Here is a 16340-nt window from a genome sequence, read left to right as displayed (position 1 = left end):
ATATGCTTGGCGGCCGCTCAAAATGTCTTGGCGCCGTTGACCATGAGCCGGACCATGTAGAGCGAGGTCGTGCCGGCGATGTAGAGGCAGTTCAGCTTGTTGCCGCCGAACACGCAATTGGCGACGACTTCCGGTACCTTGACCTTGCCGATCAGCGTCCCGTCTGGATCGTAGCAATGGACCCCGTCGGCGGCACTGGTCCAGATGCGGCCGTCCGCATCCAGCCTGAAACCGTCGAACAGGCCGGCGGTGCAGTCAGCAAAGACCTTTTCGCCGGACACCGTCTTGCCGCCCTGGCCGACATTGAACACCCGGATGTGCGCCGGGTTTTGGGCGCCATGCGTGCGGCCGGTGTCGGCGACATAGAGCTTGCTCTCGTCGAGCGAGAAGGCGAGCCCGTTTGGCCTGACCATGTCGGTGATCACCGCCTCGGTCTCGCCGGTGCCGGGATCGACCCGGTAGACATGGCAGGCCCCGATCTCGCTTTCGGCCTTGTCGCCCTCGTAATCGGTATCGATGCCGTAGCTCGGATCGGTGAACCAGATCGAGCCGTCGGACTTGACCACCGCGTCATTGGGCGAGTTCAGCCGCTTGCCGCGCCATTTGTCGGTTATGGTGATGACCGAGCCGTCATGCTCGGTGCGGCTGACGCGGCGGCCGGAATGCTCGCAAGTAACCAGCCGTCCTTGCCGGTCGACGGTGTTGCCGTTGGAATTGCCGGATGGCTGACGGAACACGCTGACGCTGCCGTCGGTCTCGTCGTAGCGCAGCATGCGATTGTTCGGGATGTCGGACCAGACCACATAGCGCCCGGCCGCAAACCAGGCCGGCCCCTCCGCCCATCGGCAGCCGGTAAACAGCCTGTCCACCTGTGCGTTGCCGTTGAACAGCCGCGAAAAGCGCGGATCGAGAACTTCGTAGAATTCGCTGGCCATGGTTCCTCCCGGTATCAGTCGCTTGGCGAGCCGCGATCAAGCCAGCCTGCGATCGATATGGCAAGATCGATGATGCGTCAGAAGCAAGCGAATGCTGGGCCGGACGGCAGGTCACATCCCGTTAACCGGCTATGCGCCCAGCGCAATGGTGCATTGCAACATCTTATTTTTGCAACGCACCATAACTATGTCATGCTTCGTATCGATCAAGGGAGGAACAACTGGCCGCGAAATGCGGCGCAAAAGGAAACTCGCTATGATCATCGACAGCCTCATGAGCCGCGCTCGCGCCAGCATCGCCAAGCGCCGGCATTACAACCGCCTCGTCGCCGAAATCGACAGCTTCAGCAGCCGCGACCTCGCCGACATGCGCGCCGACCGCTCAGAAATGCTCTATCAGGTCCACAAGCAGATCTACGGCTGAGTCTTCGGTCGACCTATCACGATCGGCGGGCATCAGCCCGGCACGGCCAGCGCCTTCTCGATCTCCGGCAGCAGCAGCGTCTGCGCCGAGTCCGGCGTCAGCGGCCCGACATGCTTGTAGGCGATCTTGCCATCCTTGCCGATGACGAAGGTCTCCGGCACGCCGTAGACACCCCAGTCGATCGCCGTGCGCCCGGCCTGGTCGACGCCGATCGCCTGGAACGGATTGCCGAGATCGCCAAGGAACCGACGGGCGTTTTCCGGCTGGTCCTTGTAGTTCAGCGCTGCCATGACGAAGCGTCTGTCCTGCGACAGCGCCAGCAGCACCGGATGCTCGTCGCGGCACGGCGCGCACCAGGACGCGAAGACGTTGACCAGCGTCACCTTGCCGGCGAACTGTTTTGAATCGAGGCCCGGCAAATTGGTGCCTTCGAGCGCCGGCAGATTGGTCTGCGGCGCCGGCAGGCCGATCAGTGCCGACGGCACTTCCGAAACGTCGCGCCCGGACAACAGCTGCGCCAGGAACAATCCCGCCAGCCCGAGAAAGACCAGCAGCGGCAGCAGCACGATCAGGCGGCGGCGCGCCGGAGTTTCCGTTTCCGTGCTCATGATTTTGCTGCCTTGTCGGAGCGCCGGCGCACGCCGGACGCCTCCAGCTCGGCGAGCTCTCGCTTGCGGCCGCGCTGGTCGAGCAGGATCCAGCCAACCAGCCCGGCCAGCACCACGGCCGTAATGGCATAGGCGGCGGTGACATAAAGGGCGTGCACGCTCATTTTCCCGATCCAAGGCTTCTCACGGCGAAATTCATAGCCTCACCGGCTGTTTGCCGCAATGAACGGGTCTGCGGCAGATTTGCGGTTATCGCAAGCCGAAGGTCACTGCGAAAGCAAAACACCTGATATGTTTTTGATACGCATGTATTGGCACGTGAGGGACAGCCTGACAGCTCCTTCGCAGGTAAGCAGGATTCTACCGGCGTCATCCCACATCCTGATTGCACTGGAGCCATGGCTCTGGAACTTGCGAAGGCTAATGGATTCGACCGCGATGAACTCAAGCCCGAAAGACACGGCATTGAACGCCGCCCATTTGGCGGGAGGCCGGTAGGGGAGGACGGTCGAGATGAAGGAAAGGTGCATGCTAGGCCCGTTGCGGTCCATCTTGGCCCCGGTAACCTCGACGGAGGACAGATCGGGGTAGTTGCCGTAGATGGTCTGGAGAAAGATCGGGTTCTCTATGCGCAGCGGCCACATCAATCCGTTCCGTGCCGCAGCGCCAGCGCCGCTGCCACCGGCCCGAGCACGGCAAGAAACAGGGTCAGCGCGGTAAGAATGAGGAAGGGCTGCAGGAAGGGATCGGGGTCCGCCACCGCGCCATAGCTTGCCGATACGCCGAAGATCAGCACGGGAATGGTCAGCGGCAGCACCAGCACCGAGATCAGCAGCCCGCCGCGCGGCAATGCTACCGCCACCGCGGCACCGGCGGCACCGATGAAGGTGATCGCCGGCGTGCCTACCAGAAGCGTCAGCGCCGTGGCACCGATGCCGATGGGCTCCATGTTCATGAACAGGCCGAGCAGGGGAGCCGCGATGACCAGCGGCAACACGCTACCCGCCCAATGCGCCAGGCATTTCGTCAGCACGGTCAGGGCCAGCATGTGCCGGTCGTTGCCAAGCACCAGAAGATCGAGCGAGCCGTCCTCGCGGTCAGCCTGGAACAGCCGGTCGAGGCCGAGCAGGCAGGCCAGCAAGGCGGCGATCCACAGGATCGCCGGGCCGATGCGGGCCAGCAGCTTCAGGTCGGGACCGACGCCGAAGGGGATGGTCGCGATAACGGCGAGAAAGAAAATCACGCCAGTCAGCGCCCCGCCGCCGGCGCGGATACTTAAGCGGATGTCGCGGAGAAAGAGGGCTAGCATGATGTGAGATGCTTTCGCCCAGGCACCCCCATCACAAGCTCCCTCGCCCCCTCCAGCCCCAGCGGCAAATGCGTGGCCGCAACCACGATCCCCCCACCATCGAGATGCTTCCGCAGTAGCCCGCCGAATCTCTCCTCCGAAGCCTTGTCCAGTCCCGCCGTCGGCTCATCGAGCAGCCACAATGGCCGATGACTGACCAGCAGTTTTGCGATCGCGGCGCGGCGGCGCTGGCCGGTCGAGAGATAGCCGAACGGCAGATGGCCGATGCCGCCCAACCCGACGGTCTCCAGCGCCTCTTCAACACCCCTGGAACCCGCGCCCGAAAAATCGCGCCAGAAGCACAGATTCTCCTTAACGGTGAGTGCGCTCTTCATCGCGTCGAGGTGGCCGAGATAGTGACAGGCCGAGGCGGCCGACGGAAAGTCTTCGCCACCACCTTCGAACCGCACACGGCCTGCCGCCACCGGCAACAGTCCGGCGATGATCCTGAGCAGCGTCGATTTGCCGGCGCCGTTCGCGCCGGTGACGACCAACGCCTGGCCATCCCCCAGCGCGAATTCGATGCCGGAAAATACCGTCTCGCCGCCGCGTTCGCCGCCCAGATTTTCGGCGATCAGCCGCATCCGTTCCCCTTCGCCGAAAGTTCAAGCGCGGCTTCGGTGCGCCGCAGCAAAAATGGCAATTCCGTGTCTAGAACTATTCCAGAAAATTCTCTATATCCGCATCATCCGTGCCAGCGGTCGGCACGGGAACCGAATTTGCGCCGAACCAGCGCGCGTGCCGCCTTGAACGGCCCGGACGCTTGGGAACGGATAGCGGAAATGGCCGTACCCGCACCTTTGCGCGTGATTTGCATGCCCACTGGCGTCCGTTCCCTCCCCGGCAACCGACAGTTAGGGATCGCACGTGTCCAAATCACTCGACAGCTTCAATTGCCGCCGCACGCTGACCGCCGGCGGCGCCGAGTACATCTACTATGACCTTGTCGAGGCCGAAAAGAACGGCCTCACCGGCATCGCTCAATTGCCCTATTCGATGAAGGTGCTGCTGGAGAACCTGCTGCGCAACGAGGACGGCCGTTCCGTCACCACGGAGAGCATCCAGGCGGTCGCCGGCTGGCTGACAGACCGGGGCACTGCCGGCGTCGAGATCGCCTATCGCCCGGCCCGCGTGCTGATGCAGGATTTCACCGGCGTTCCGGCTGTGGTCGACCTTGCCGCCATGCGCGACGCCATGGCCTCGCTCGGCGGCGACCCGCAAAAAATCAATCCGCTGGTGCCGGTCGATCTGGTCATCGACCATTCGGTCATCGTCGACGAATTCGGCACGCCGCTGGCTTTCGCCCGCAATGTCGAGCTTGAGTATGAGCGCAATGAGGAACGCTACAAATTCCTGAAATGGGGCCAGCAGGCGTTCCGCAATTTCCGCGTCGTGCCGCCCGGCACCGGCATCTGCCATCAGGTCAACCTTGAGTACCTCGGCCAGGTCGTGTGGACCAACAGCGAAGATGGCGAGACCACCGCCTATCCCGACACCTGCGTCGGCACCGATTCGCACACCACCATGATCAACGGCCTCGGCGTGCTCGGCTGGGGCGTCGGCGGCATCGAGGCCGAGGCCGCGATGCTCGGCCAGCCGGTTTCCATGCTGTTGCCCGAAGTGATCGGCTTTCGCCTCACCGGCAGGCTGAGGGAAGGCGTCACCGCCACCGACCTGGTGCTCACCGTCACGCAGATGCTGCGCAAGAAGGGCGTCGTCGGCAAGTTCGTCGAATTCTTCGGTCCGGGCCTGTCCAACATGACGCTGGCCGATCGTGCCACCATCGGCAACATGGCGCCGGAATATGGCGCCACCTGCGGCTTCTTCCCGGTCGACAGCGAAACCATCCGCTACCTCACTATGTCCGGCCGTGACGAAAGCCGCATCGCCCTGGTCGAGGCTTATTCGAAGGCGCAAGGCCTATGGCGCGACGTCGGCTCGGCCGATCCGGTCTTCACCGATCTGCTCGAGCTCGATCTCGGCAGTGTCGTCCCGTCGATGGCCGGCCCGAAGCGGCCGGAAGGCCGCGTGGCACTTGAAGACATTCCGGCCGGCTTCGACAAGGCCATGGAGACCGAGTACAAGAAGGCCGCCGAAATCGACAAGCGCTATGCCGTCGAGGGCACGGACTACGATCTTGGCCATGGCGATGTCGTCATCGCCGCCATTACCTCCTGCACCAACACCTCGAACCCGAGCGTGCTGATCGGCGCCGGGCTGTTGGCGCGCAACGCCAACCGGCTCGGCCTCAAGCAGAAGCCGTGGGTCAAGACCTCACTGGCGCCGGGCAGCCAGGTCGTCGCCGAATATCTGGAGAAATCCGGTCTGCAGAAGGAGCTCGACCAGATCGGCTTCAACCTGGTCGGCTTCGGCTGCACCACCTGTATCGGCAATTCCGGCCCGCTGCCGGCGCCGATCTCCAAGACCATCAACGATAAGGGCTTGATTGCTGCGGCAGTCTTGTCCGGCAACCGCAATTTCGAAGGCCGCGTCTCGCCCGACGTGCAGGCGAACTATCTCGCCTCGCCGCCGCTGGTCGTCGCCCACGCGCTGGCCGGGACCGTGACCAAGGATCTGACCACCGAGCCGCTCGGCGAGGATCGCAACGGCAATCCGGTCTATCTCAAGGACATCTGGCCGAGTTCAGTCGAGATCCAGGAATTCATCGAGAAGAATGTCACGCGCGAATTGTTCGCCCGCAAATATGCCGACGTCTTCAAGGGCGACGAGTACTGGCAGAACGTCAAGGCGCCGGAAGGCCAGACCTATGCCTGGGACGACAATTCGACCTATGTGCAGAACCCACCCTATTTCGCCGGCATGACATCAGGCTTCGGCAAGATCGGCGATATCAAGGGCGCGCGTGTGCTCGGTCTGTTCGGCGATAAGATCACCACCGACCACATTTCGCCGGCCGGTTCGATCAAGGCGGCCTCCCCGGCCGGCAAGTACCTCACCGACCACGGCGTCGGCGTCGCCGATTTCAACCAGTATGGCACGCGCCGCGGCAACCACGAGGTGATGATGCGCGGCACCTTCGCCAACATCCGCATCCGCAACCACATGCTGGGCGAGAACGGCCGCGAGGGCGGCTACACCATCCATTACCCGTCGAAGGAAGAGGAATCGATCTACGACGCCGCCATGCACTACAAGAAGGAGGGCGTGCCGCTGGTCATCTTCGCCGGCGTCGAATATGGCAACGGCTCGTCGCGCGACTGGGCGGCCAAGGGTACGAATCTGCTCGGTGTCCGCGCGGTCATCGCCCAGTCCTTCGAGCGCATCCACCGCTCCAACCTGGTCGGCATGGGCGTAATCCCCTTCGTCTTCGAGGAAGGCACCTCGTGGGCCTCGCTCAACCTCAAGGGCGACGAACTGGTCGAGATCGACGGACTGAGCAACATCAAGCCGCGGCAGAAGATGATCGCCAGGATCACCTATGGCGACGACAGCGTCAAAGAGGTTCCGATCATCTGCCGCATCGATACGCTGGACGAGCTCGACTACTTCAAGAATGGCGGCATCCTGCAATACGTGCTGCGCGACCTTGCGGCTTAAGGGAGTAGGGCAATAAGGGAGTAGGGCAGTAGGGGAAGCAAGGACAAGCACCTACTGCCCTACTGCCCTACTTTGGCTTTCCAAACCGCGCTGTCGCCGCCAGCAGCACGCCGAGCATCAGCCCGTTGAGGATGTGCCACAGGAAATGCGTGCCGAGCGGAAAGCCGCCGCAGACCAGCGGATCGATCATCCGGCAGACGACCGACACGACGAAGATCGCCGAACCCGCCAGATTGTACCAGCCGGCACGATTGCCGCTGGCCGCCACCCAGGCGCCGAAGAAGGCAAGCGCCAGGAAGGGCGGCAGGTAGCCGGTCGTGCCGTTCGACGCTTGGCGCAGCCAGTCCGGCACGGCAAAGGTCACCAGCCCGGCAACGGCGTAAAAGGCGACGAAGATGACGATCGCCTTGCCCCATTTCATGCCGAGAAAACGTCGCAGGTTGAACAGCGTGTAGGCCAGCGTGAACCCTGCAATCGGCAGCACGTCGGCCAGGATCATTCCCCTTGTGGCAAAGGTGTGGAACAGCGACGAGCCGACGCCGATCGCCACCACCCACCAGGCCAGCACTTCGGCGAAGGCGCCGGTGCCGCGCTTGCGCACCTGCCAGACACCCCATAGCCCGGCGGCAAAAAAAGCCAGATTGCTCAGCGCATTGAGCGGTTCAGCCCAGAATTCCGGCCCCGTCCGTTCGCAATAGAGGTCGACCGGCGCCAGGAGAGATTGCCACATGCTGATTGCCGCCCGAATCGCTTCCATCGTGAAGTGCGCGTCCACCTATTGCGCCCTTGCCAGCGGTTGCAACGGCAAAATTTCACCGCAACGTGACTTCCCGTTGACTGCCGCTTCTGCCACATATTTCGACAATCAGAACAAAGCCGGCATCACCGGCGGGATCGGAACGGCCATGTCATCTCGAAGACCATTGCGGCTTGCGGCCGTTGCGCTGGCTCTCTCGGCGTTTGCCGGAAGCGCCTTCGCCGAGCAGGCCGACAAGCCATTAGGCGTCGTCGAGCTCTTCACCAGCCAGGGATGTAATTCCTGTCCGCCGGCCGACGAATTCTTCGCCGAGCTCGCCGCCAAGGAGAACATCGTCGCGCTCGCCTATCATGTCGACTATTGGGATTACCTCGGCTGGCAGGATACGCTGAGCCGCAAGGAAAATACCGAGCGGCAATATGAGTATATGCGCGCCTTCGGCAGCCGTTCCGTCTACACCCCGCAAGCCGTCATCAACGGCCGCAGCCATGTCAATGGCGCCAGCCGCAAGGAAGTCGACGGCGCGCTGGCCCGCATGGAGAGGGTCGGCGAAGGCATGCGCGTCGGCATCAAGGTCAGCCGGACCAGCGATCGCGTCATGATCGATGCCGGCGACGCCGTGACCGGCCCCGCCGACGCGCATGTCGTCATCGTCTATTTCAACCCGCCGCAGACGATCAAGATCGGCAAGGGTGAAAACACCGGCCGCAGCATGACCTACTGGAACGCCGTCTCCAGCATCCAGACCGCCGGCATGTGGCACGGCAAGGCGCAGCGCTACGAACTGCCGATGAGCGAGATCGCCAAGAAGGGCGGCTGCGCCGTGCTGCTGCAGTCGGTCGGCAAGGACGGCGTGCCCGGTCCGATCCTGGGTGCAGCCTTTATCCGCAAGCCTTAGATGGAGCGCTCTCCCTTCTCCCTTGTGGGAGAAGGTGTCGCCGAAGGCGACGGATGAGGGTGTTCCAGGGAACGCCAACGCCTCACTCCGTCCAACACCCCTCATCTGTCTCGGCGCTGCGCGCCGATCCACCTTCTTCCACAACAAGGGGAGAAGGGATAGCCGCGCTCAAGCCTCCGACGACAGCCTATCCGGATGGATCGCGCCGCCACGGCTCCAGCCAATAAAAAACCGGCGTCAGCTTGCTTCTGACGCCGGTCATTTAGGTTTTGGGATCGTCGCACCCGATCTTTCCAAGGAAAGACCGAGGTTGGTTCGATCCGACGCAGACCCGTGGGCGGGGGGCTTGGGGTTTACGAGCCGGTGCCGGACCGAACCGTCTCAGGCAACGCCGGTAAATTCGTCGGACATTGGGGCATGAGCACGGATAAAAAAAGGCAGGATTGTGGCGAAGCATCACCAATTCCAACAGGCGTTTCGCAAACGTGACTGGACGTTGGAGAAACCGCGCGGTGCTGCCGTTGCCCGGCCGGGCCTTGCAATTCGGCAACGAAAGCGCCAACTTTGGTCGGCGTACGATTCATTGCGAGGATCCAGGCATGACTGATCGCAGCAGCGGGACGGAGGATGGGGACGCATCCGCAATATTGATCCCGCTGCACGAGGCAAGACACGAACGCCTCGACCAGCCGGTGCGGTTCGACCGCCGCGAACTGGACCAGATCCTCAGGCTCTACGGCCGTATGGTCGCCGCCAATGAATGGCGCGACTATGCTATTGACCATCTCACCGACCGCGCCGTTTTTTCCGTCTTCCGTCGCACCAGCGAAGTGCCGCTTTTCCAGATCGTCAAGGATCCGAAGCTGGCGCGCCGGCAAGGCGCATTCGCCGTCATCGCCGCCGGCGGACGCATCCTCAAGCGTGGCCAGGAACTCGGCCGGGTGCTTGGCGTGTTCGACCGAACGCTGAAGCTGGTCGAGGCGTAACCCCTTATTTTTGTTTGCGGAACTTCCGCTCGGGCAGCGATTTCGGATCGGGCGGGACCGACGCTCCACCGTTGATCGGCAGTTGCATGAACACCGTGTCCAGCCAGCGTCCGTGCTTGTAGCCGGAGCCTTCCAGGCGGCCGGAATGGTGAAAGCCGAGCTTCTCGTGCAACCGCACCGAGGCGCTGTCGGGCCGGCCATCGCCAATCACCGCGATGATCTGGCGAAAGCCCGCCGCCTTGGCTGCCTCGATCAGCCTTTGCATCAGGAGCAGCCCGACGCCCTGCCCCTTGGCGTCGGGCGCGACATAGACGGAATCCTCAACCACGAAGCGGTATGCCGGGCGCGGCCGGAAAGCGCCGGCATAGGCATAGCCGAGCACAATGCCGCCTTTTTCCGCCACGAGATAGGGAAAGCCACCCGCTACCAAACTGTCGAAGCGCGCTCCCATCTCGATACGACTTGGCGGGTCGAGTTCATAGCTCGCCGTGCCGTTTGTCACCGCGTCGGCATAGATTTCCGTGATCCGGTCGAGATCGGCCGACGTCGCGGCCCGCAAGGTGATGCTGCTCATAATTTATGCACGTCGTTCATCTGCCCTATATCACAGCAAAAGCCGGCACAAAAGGGCGGCCATTGGGCCGCCCTTTCCAAACTCGCTGGAGTCAGACCATGATCCCGAAAAGTGGAAACCGGTTTTCGGAACAGATCATGGTCAACAAAGAACGCCGTACTAGCGACGGTCGCCCATGAACTGCAGCAGGAACATGAACAGGTTGATGAAGTCGAGATAGAGCCTCAGCGCGCCCATGATCGCCTTGCGGCCGGCGACATCAGTCTCGTCACCCTCGAAATACATCTCCTTGATGTTCTGCGTGTCATAGGCGGTGAGGCCTGCGAAGATCAGCACGCCGATCGCCGAAACGGCGAAGGAAAGCGCCGACGACTGCAGGAAGATGTTGATCACCATCGCGATGATCAGGCCGACCAGGCCCATGACCAGGAACGAGCCGAACGCGGAAAGGTCGCGCTTGGTCGTGTAGCCGTAGAGCGACAGCCCGCCAAACGCGGCGGCGGTGGCGAAGAAGGTCTGCGAGATACTGGCGGTGGTGTAGACCAGGAAGATCGACGACAGCGACAGGCCGACAAGGCCGGCGTAAACCCAGAACGTCGTCTGCGCCGCCGAAACGCTCATCGATTGGACCCGGAACGACAGGAACATCACCGCTGCCAGCGGGGCAAAGATCACCAGCCATTTCAGCGGCGAGCCGAAGATCGCGTAGCCGAACGAGGTCAGCATCTCGCCGCTTGGCAACGTGGCAACCGCCGAGGCGGGATCGCTGGTGGTGGCCAGCATGATTGTGCCGACCGCGGCAAGGCCGGTGATGAGGAGGCCAAGCCCCATCAGGTTGTAGACTTTGATCATGTAGGCGCGCAGGCCCTGGTCGATGGCAGCATCGACGCCGGCGCCGGGCACGGCGCGCGTCTGATAATTGCGAACGGGATCAGCCATGGAAATCCTCATATTGCTTCTGCCCCGTCCGGTGTCAGGTCCTTTTGAACCCAGGCGCCGCTGGCGGGGCTCCAGCATGCCTGCGCCGAAATATGATGGTTCTTGGCGTAAAGGACAAGACCGTAACCGGACGTAATGCTCCGTGAAGTGCCGGAGATCCGGTTTTATTGGCCTTGCCGGTCGAAACATTAACGAGATTTAATCAAAACCGGCTCTGGCTCAAAGATTCCGCAGCACCGGCGCCGCCTTGTGGCCCAGCACCCGCCACGTGCCGGCCAGGCCGATACCCACCGTGACCACCAGTGAAAAGCCGATGGTCGCCACCGCTACCTCGGGCATGAAGTGCGATGGCAGCGTCATGATGCGCGCGACGACGTACCACGCCGCCACACCGCCCGCCGCCAGCGCGAAGATCGCGGTCGCAAGGCCGATCAGCATGTATTCCAGCGAAAAGGCCGCGATCAGCGTTTTCCTGGTCGCACCCAGGGTCTTCAGCACCACCGCGTCGTGGATGCGGGCCCGGTTGCCGGCGGCGAGCGCCCCGGCCAGCACCAGCACCGAGGCGATCAACGCCACGCCCGCCGCGGCCCTGATCGCGGTGCCGAGCTGCACCACCAGCCGGTTGACGATGTCGAGCGCGTCCTTGACCCTGACCGTCGTCACCGCGGGAAAAGCCCGGGTGACGGCATTGAGAAGATGCGCGTCGTCGGCCGCCGACGCATTCGTCTCGGTCAGCGTCGCCAACCAGCCATGCGGCGCCCCGGCGAATGTGTTGGGCGAGAACACCATGACGAAATTGATGCCCATGGTTTCCCATTCGACCTGGCGGAAATTGGCGATCTTGGCCGTGATATTGCGGCCGAGCACGTTGACGGTGATGGTGTCGCCGAGCTTCAGCCCGATCTCCTTGCCCTCCTCGGCGGAAAACGAGACCAGCGGTTCGCCGGAATAATTCCCCGGCCACCAGCTGCCCTCGGTCAGCGTTGCATTCTCCGGCAATTGTGCGTCATAGGTCAGCCCACGGTCGCCGCGCAGCACCCAGGCGCCTTCGGCCGGAACCTTGACCTTGTCGACATCGACGCCGTTGAGCGCCATCACCCGGCCGCGCAGCATCGGCACCTTGATCAGCGTGCCCTGCGGCGCCTCTTTGCCGACCAGCGCGGAGAAGGCATCGACGTCGCCGCTCTGGATATCGACGAAGAAGAAGTTCGGCGCCCGTTCCGGCAGGCTGCCGGAAATCTGCCGCCTGAGATTGCCATCGATCAGCGCCAGCGTCACCAGGAGCGTCAGCCCGAGACCCAGCGACAGCACCACGGACGGCGTCAAGGCGCCAGGCCGATGGATGTTGCCGATGGCGAGCCTGAGCGCCGTCGAGCGCACACGCGGACTTCTCTTCGCCGCCCACTGCACCAGCGTACCGACGACACGCAGCACCAGGAACGAAAAGACCGTGGCGCCGACGAAGATCGAGGCAATACGGCGGTCGCCGGAAAACAGGATCGCCAGCACCGCGAGCAGCAGCGCGATGGCCATTGCCGCGGCGACATAGAGCGGGCGGGGAAAACCGCGGCCCTCAAAACCCATTTCGCGAAACAGCGCCGTCGCTGGCACGTCGCGAGCACGGCCGAGCGGCAGCAGGGCGAAGGCCAGCGTCACCAGCAGCCCGAACAGCGCTGCCATGCCGAGGGCGCCGGGATAGAACCCACCTTCCGCCGGCACCGGAATAACCGACTGGAGTGCCGCGCTGGCCGCGAACGGCATCAGCGCGCCAAGCACAAGGCCCAGCGTGATACCGAGGGCGGCAATCATCAGGATCTGCACCAGGTAGACGGCAAAGACGAACCCGCCCGAAGCCCCCAGGCTCTTGAAGGTGGCGATGACGCCGCGCTTGCCGTCGAGATAGGCACGCACCGCATTGGCCACGCCGACGCCGCCGACCACCAGCGCCGTCAGCCCGACCAACGTCAGGAATTGCGAGAACCGCTCGATGTTCGAGGACAGCGCCGGCGCTGCGTTGCTGCGCGTGCGGATCGACCAGCCGGCCTGCGGGAACTCTTTCGCGGCCTGCTCCTGGATCGCCTTGATCTGTACTTCAGTGGTGCCGCCGGGCAGGCGGACCTTATAGGCGTTCTCGACCAGGCTGCCCGGCTGGATCAGGCCTGAAGCGGCAAGCCCGTCGGTCGACACCATCAGCCGCGGCGCAAAACCGAAGCCATCCGACACCGCATCTGGCTCGTTGACCAGCTTGGCGCGCAGCTCGAATGTCGCGCTGCCGAGCTTCAACCGGTCACCGATGCCAAGGTTCAGCCGCTCGAACAGAAGGTCCGGGGCGGCGGCGCCGAAGACACCGGATTTTTCGCCGAACAAATCCTCTCGCGACAGCACCGGCTGGGTCTCCAGCGCGCCATAGAGCGGATAGGCGCCGTCGACCGCCTTGGCCTCGACCAGCGCCTGGTCGGAGCCGTCCTCGAGCCTCGCCATCGAGCGCATGTTGGCGCTGTGCGAAACCGTGCCAAGCCGGCCGAGGAAGCTGCGTTCGGCTCTGGTCGGATCGCGCTGGTTGATCTGGAAGCGGAGATCGCCGCCGAGCAGCGTCTGACCCTGGTCGGCAACACCGGCGGAAATCGCCTGCGCCACCGAATTGACGCCGCCGATTGCCGCGACGCCGAGCGCAATGCAGGCAAGGAAGATCAGGAAACCGGACAGCCCGCCGCGCATTTCGCGCAGCGAGAACTTGAAGGCCAGCCTCAGCGTTTGCGACAGCGGCATCAGGCGGTCACCTTGCCGGCCCTGGAGGCCGGCTTGGATGCGTCCTCGATCAGCCCCGACCGCATCGACACCTGGCGCGAGCAGCGCGCCGCGAGCACCGGGTCATGCGTGACCAGCACCAGCGTCATGCCGCGTTCGGCCGCCTTGGCGAACAGCAGGTCGGCGACGTGCCGTCCCGTCGCCTGGTCGAGATTGCCGGTCGGCTCGTCGGCGATCAGGATGCGTGGCGACGGCGCCAGCGCCCGGGCGATCGCCACGCGCTGCTGCTCGCCGCCAGACAATTCGCCGGGATAATGGGTGATGCGATCGCTAAGGCCGACCGCCGCCAGTTCGCGCGCCGCCACGCCGAACGGATCGGCATGGCCGGCAAGCTCAAGCGGGACGGCGACGTTTTCCAGCGCCGTCATATTGGGGATGAGGTGGAACGACTGGAACACGATGCCGATGTTTCGCCCTCGAAACGATGCGATCTGGTCTTCGCTTTTGCCGTTGAGCAGCTCGCCGGCAATTCGTACCGCACCCGAATCGACCCTTTCAAGCCCGGCCAAAACCATCAGCAATGTCGACTTTCCCGAACCCGAAGGTCCAACGATGCCTGTCGCTTCGCCGCTCGCCACATCAAGGCTGACGCCCTTCAGCACATGCACCGAGGATGCGCCTTCGCCGAGCGTCAGCGATACGTCTTTCAGCGAAATGACGGCTTCTTCCAAAATCAAATCGTCCTATATGGGGGAAAGAGGGCTAGAGCATCCGATGCTCGACAAAGACGAAAACCTGCCTTCGCCAACAGATGTTCCTGGTCATATGGGGCCTGCCGCATGGCTTTCAAACACACTTTTGCCGCAGCCTTCGCCCTTTTCCTCGCGATCTGCAGCGCCATTTCGTCGGCGCGCGCCGAGCCCTTCACCATCGTTGGCTTCGGCGACAGCTTGATGGCGGGTTATGGCCTTGGGCCGGGTCAGGGGTTCACCGAAAAGCTGCAGGCCGCGCTTCGCGCCAAGGGCTACGATGTCACGGTCGCCAATGCCGGCGTTTCCGGCGATACGACGAGCGGCGGCCTGTCGCGGCTCGACTGGTCGGTGCCGGACGGCACGCAGCTGGTCATCCTGGAGCTCGGCGCCAACGACATGCTGCGCGGCGTTTCGCCCGCCATAGCGGAAAAGAACCTGGACGCCATGCTGGCAAAGCTGAAGCAGCGCAAGATCGCCGTGTTGCTGGCCGGGATGCGCGCGGCGCCGAATCTCGGCGCCGATTACCAGAGGGCCTTCGACGCGACCTTTCCGAGACTGGCTGAAAAATACGGCGTGCCGCTCTATCCTTTCTTTCTCGAGGGCATCGCCGGCCAATCCGTCCTGCAGCTCGAAGACGGTCTTCATCCAAACGCCCGAGGCGTCGACCGCATCGTCGAGGGTATCCTGCCCAGCGTGGAGAAGACCATTGAAGCGATCCGGGGCAATTCCTGAAGGCGAGGGTTCGCCGCCGCAACACCTTCCGCGGGGGAAGCTTTTCGGCAGGCCTGCGACCAACAAACCCCTTGCCCCGTTTGAATATCGATGATTCGCTAGGGGCAAGAGTTCGATTCGAGGACAGGAGGCTTGCCATGCCGCGTCTTTTTACCGCCCTCGAAATACCGCGTGATGCCGCTCTTTCGCTGTCCCTGCTCAGGGGCGGCCTGCCCGGAGCCCGCTGGATCGACGTCGAAAACTATCATCTGACGCTGCGCTTCATTGGCGATGTCGAGGGCCATGTCGCCGACGAAATCGCCAACGCGCTCGACCGCGTTCACCGCCCGTCCTTCCCGCTGACGCTGTCCGGCGTCGGCGCCTTCGGCCAGAAGAAGCCGCATGCGGTGTGGGCCGGGGTCGCCGCTTCGCCCGATCTTTCCGCTCTGCAAAGCGAAATCGAGCGCATCTGCCAGCGGCTCGGCATCCCGGCCGACCCGCGCAAGTTCATGCCGCATGTGACGCTGGCCCGCCTGCGCAATGCGAGCCCGCTCGACGTCGCCCAGTATCTGTCGGCGCGCGGCAATTTTTCGACGCTGCCGTTCCGGGTCGGCCGCTTCGTGCTGATGTCGTCGCGCGACTCGGTCGGCGGCGGGCCTTACGTCGTCGAGGAGGCTTGGCCGCTTTCAGGTGCCGACAACCGCGTCGCCAGCCGTTTGGCCGGCGCCGCCGACGCTTCGCGGATCATGCGGTAGACGGACATGGCCAGGGAGAAACTAGCAAAAGAGGCGATCAGCGCCGAACTTGCCGGCCTCGACGGCTGGTCGCTGGCCAAGGATGGTGGTTCGATCAGCCGCAGCTTCACTTTCAAGAATTTCTCGGAAGCCTTTGCCTTCATGACCCGCGTTGCCCTGGCTGCGGAGAAGATGGACCACCACCCCGACTGGTCGAACGTCTACAAGACGGTAAACGTGACCCTCAACACCCACGACGTCGGCGGCCTGACCGCGCTGGATTTCGATCTGGCCAGGAAGATGAACCGCTATTTCGGCACCTGACGTTATCTGCACCTTGCAGCGAGGTTCGGCTTTCACCACATTTT

At 63.4% G+C, this 16340-nt stretch carries 18 protein-coding genes; 7 read left to right on the top strand and 11 right to left on the bottom strand.

Annotation, left to right across the window (positions count from 1 at the left end; genetic code table 11):
• Window positions 1–17: 17 nt before the first annotated feature.
• Complete coding sequence (locus NKH05_RS02805) at window positions 18–935, bottom strand: SMP-30/gluconolactonase/LRE family protein (protein ID WP_352494040.1); 918 nt, start codon at window positions 933–935, stop codon at window positions 18–20.
• 256 nt (window positions 936–1191) lie between these two features.
• Here NKH05_RS02805 and NKH05_RS02800 point away from each other — a divergent pair, with 256 nt between their 5' ends.
• A complete protein-coding gene (locus tag NKH05_RS02800) occupies window positions 1192–1359 on the top strand; it encodes a hypothetical protein (protein ID WP_023721879.1) in 168 nt (55 codons plus the stop codon).
• Window positions 1360–1391: 32 nt separating this feature from the next.
• Here the strand turns inward: NKH05_RS02800 and NKH05_RS02795 are convergent, their stop codons facing one another.
• The 5 genes from NKH05_RS02795 to ccmA form a co-directional block, all read right to left on the bottom strand.
• Window positions 1392–1967, bottom strand: coding sequence for a DsbE family thiol:disulfide interchange protein (locus NKH05_RS02795; protein ID WP_352494039.1), 576 nt, complete (start codon window positions 1965–1967; stop codon window positions 1392–1394).
• On the bottom strand, window positions 1964–2131 hold the full coding sequence (gene ccmD / locus NKH05_RS02790; protein ID WP_352494038.1) for a heme exporter protein CcmD: 168 nt from the start codon (window positions 2129–2131) through the stop codon (window positions 1964–1966). Before ccmD ends, NKH05_RS02795 begins: the two co-directional genes overlap by 4 nt.
• A gap of 102 nt (window positions 2132–2233) precedes the next feature.
• Window positions 2234–2611, bottom strand: a complete 378-nt coding sequence (locus tag NKH05_RS02785) for an Imm50 family immunity protein (RefSeq protein ID WP_352481064.1) — start codon at window positions 2609–2611, stop codon at window positions 2234–2236.
• Entirely contained in the window at window positions 2611–3276 is a 666-nt protein-coding gene (gene ccmB / locus NKH05_RS02780; protein WP_352481065.1) for a heme exporter protein CcmB, read from the bottom strand. Before ccmB ends, NKH05_RS02785 begins: the two co-directional genes overlap by 1 nt.
• A complete protein-coding gene (ccmA, locus tag NKH05_RS02775) occupies window positions 3270–3899 on the bottom strand; it encodes a heme ABC exporter ATP-binding protein CcmA (RefSeq protein ID WP_352494037.1) in 630 nt (209 codons plus the stop codon). Before ccmA ends, ccmB begins: the two co-directional genes overlap by 7 nt.
• 283 nt (window positions 3900–4182) lie before the next feature.
• Between ccmA and acnA the strand changes: the two genes are divergently transcribed.
• A complete protein-coding gene (acnA, locus tag NKH05_RS02770; protein ID WP_353025008.1) occupies window positions 4183–6873 on the top strand; it encodes an aconitate hydratase AcnA in 2691 nt (896 codons plus the stop codon).
• Between the two features lie 67 nt (window positions 6874–6940).
• On the opposite strand, the gene NKH05_RS02765 is transcribed toward acnA, so the two are convergent.
• Window positions 6941–7603: a ceramidase domain-containing protein gene (locus NKH05_RS02765; protein WP_023721887.1), complete on the bottom strand. Its 663-nt coding sequence runs from the start codon at window positions 7601–7603 to the stop codon at window positions 6941–6943.
• A 175-nt stretch (window positions 7604–7778) separates the two neighbouring features.
• Here NKH05_RS02765 and NKH05_RS02760 point away from each other — a divergent pair, with 175 nt between their 5' ends.
• Both NKH05_RS02760 and NKH05_RS02755 read left to right on the top strand, forming a co-directional pair.
• Window positions 7779–8528, top strand: a complete 750-nt coding sequence (locus tag NKH05_RS02760) for a DUF1223 domain-containing protein (RefSeq protein ID WP_023721888.1) — start codon at window positions 7779–7781, stop codon at window positions 8526–8528.
• Between the two features lie 599 nt (window positions 8529–9127).
• Window positions 9128–9514 carry a DUF2794 domain-containing protein gene (locus NKH05_RS02755; protein ID WP_023721889.1) on the top strand — a complete coding sequence of 129 codons (387 nt, stop codon included), beginning with the start codon at window positions 9128–9130 and terminating at the stop codon, window positions 9512–9514.
• A 4-nt stretch (window positions 9515–9518) separates the two neighbouring features.
• Here the strand turns inward: NKH05_RS02755 and NKH05_RS02750 are convergent, their stop codons facing one another.
• The 4 genes from NKH05_RS02750 to NKH05_RS02735 all read right to left on the bottom strand — a co-directional run bounded on the left by NKH05_RS02750 (window position 9519) and on the right by NKH05_RS02735 (window position 14506).
• Window positions 9519–10088, bottom strand: coding sequence for a GNAT family N-acetyltransferase (locus tag NKH05_RS02750; protein WP_352481068.1), 570 nt, complete (start codon window positions 10086–10088; stop codon window positions 9519–9521).
• 159 nt (window positions 10089–10247) lie between these two features.
• Window positions 10248–11027: a Bax inhibitor-1/YccA family protein gene (locus NKH05_RS02745; protein WP_254817871.1), complete on the bottom strand. Its 780-nt coding sequence runs from the start codon at window positions 11025–11027 to the stop codon at window positions 10248–10250.
• A 219-nt stretch (window positions 11028–11246) separates the two neighbouring features.
• Window positions 11247–13796 carry an ABC transporter permease gene (locus tag NKH05_RS02740; RefSeq protein ID WP_352481069.1) on the bottom strand — a complete coding sequence of 850 codons (2550 nt, stop codon included), beginning with the start codon at window positions 13794–13796 and terminating at the stop codon, window positions 11247–11249.
• The gene (locus tag NKH05_RS02735) at window positions 13796–14506 is read right to left on the bottom strand and encodes an ABC transporter ATP-binding protein (protein WP_023721893.1); all 711 of its coding nucleotides are present in this window, start codon (window positions 14504–14506) and stop codon (window positions 13796–13798) included. Before NKH05_RS02735 ends, NKH05_RS02740 begins: the two co-directional genes overlap by 1 nt.
• Before the next feature lie 108 nt (window positions 14507–14614).
• Between NKH05_RS02735 and NKH05_RS02730 the strand changes: the two genes are divergently transcribed.
• The 3 genes from NKH05_RS02730 to NKH05_RS02720 all read left to right on the top strand — a co-directional run bounded on the left by NKH05_RS02730 (window position 14615) and on the right by NKH05_RS02720 (window position 16296).
• Window positions 14615–15259: an arylesterase gene (locus tag NKH05_RS02730; RefSeq protein WP_023721894.1), complete on the top strand. Its 645-nt coding sequence runs from the start codon at window positions 14615–14617 to the stop codon at window positions 15257–15259.
• 137 nt (window positions 15260–15396) lie between these two features.
• Entirely contained in the window at window positions 15397–15993 is a 597-nt protein-coding gene (gene thpR, locus NKH05_RS02725; protein ID WP_352481070.1) for an RNA 2',3'-cyclic phosphodiesterase, read from the top strand.
• A 6-nt stretch (window positions 15994–15999) separates the two neighbouring features.
• Complete coding sequence (locus tag NKH05_RS02720; protein WP_352481071.1) at window positions 16000–16296, top strand: 4a-hydroxytetrahydrobiopterin dehydratase; 297 nt, start codon at window positions 16000–16002, stop codon at window positions 16294–16296.
• Window positions 16297–16340 lie beyond the last annotated feature (44 nt).

The sequence above is a fragment of the Mesorhizobium sp. M1399 genome (assembly GCF_040317735.1).
Lineage (GTDB): Bacteria > Pseudomonadota > Alphaproteobacteria > Rhizobiales > Rhizobiaceae > Mesorhizobium.
This window is presented reverse-complemented; position numbering and strand designations above follow the sequence as displayed.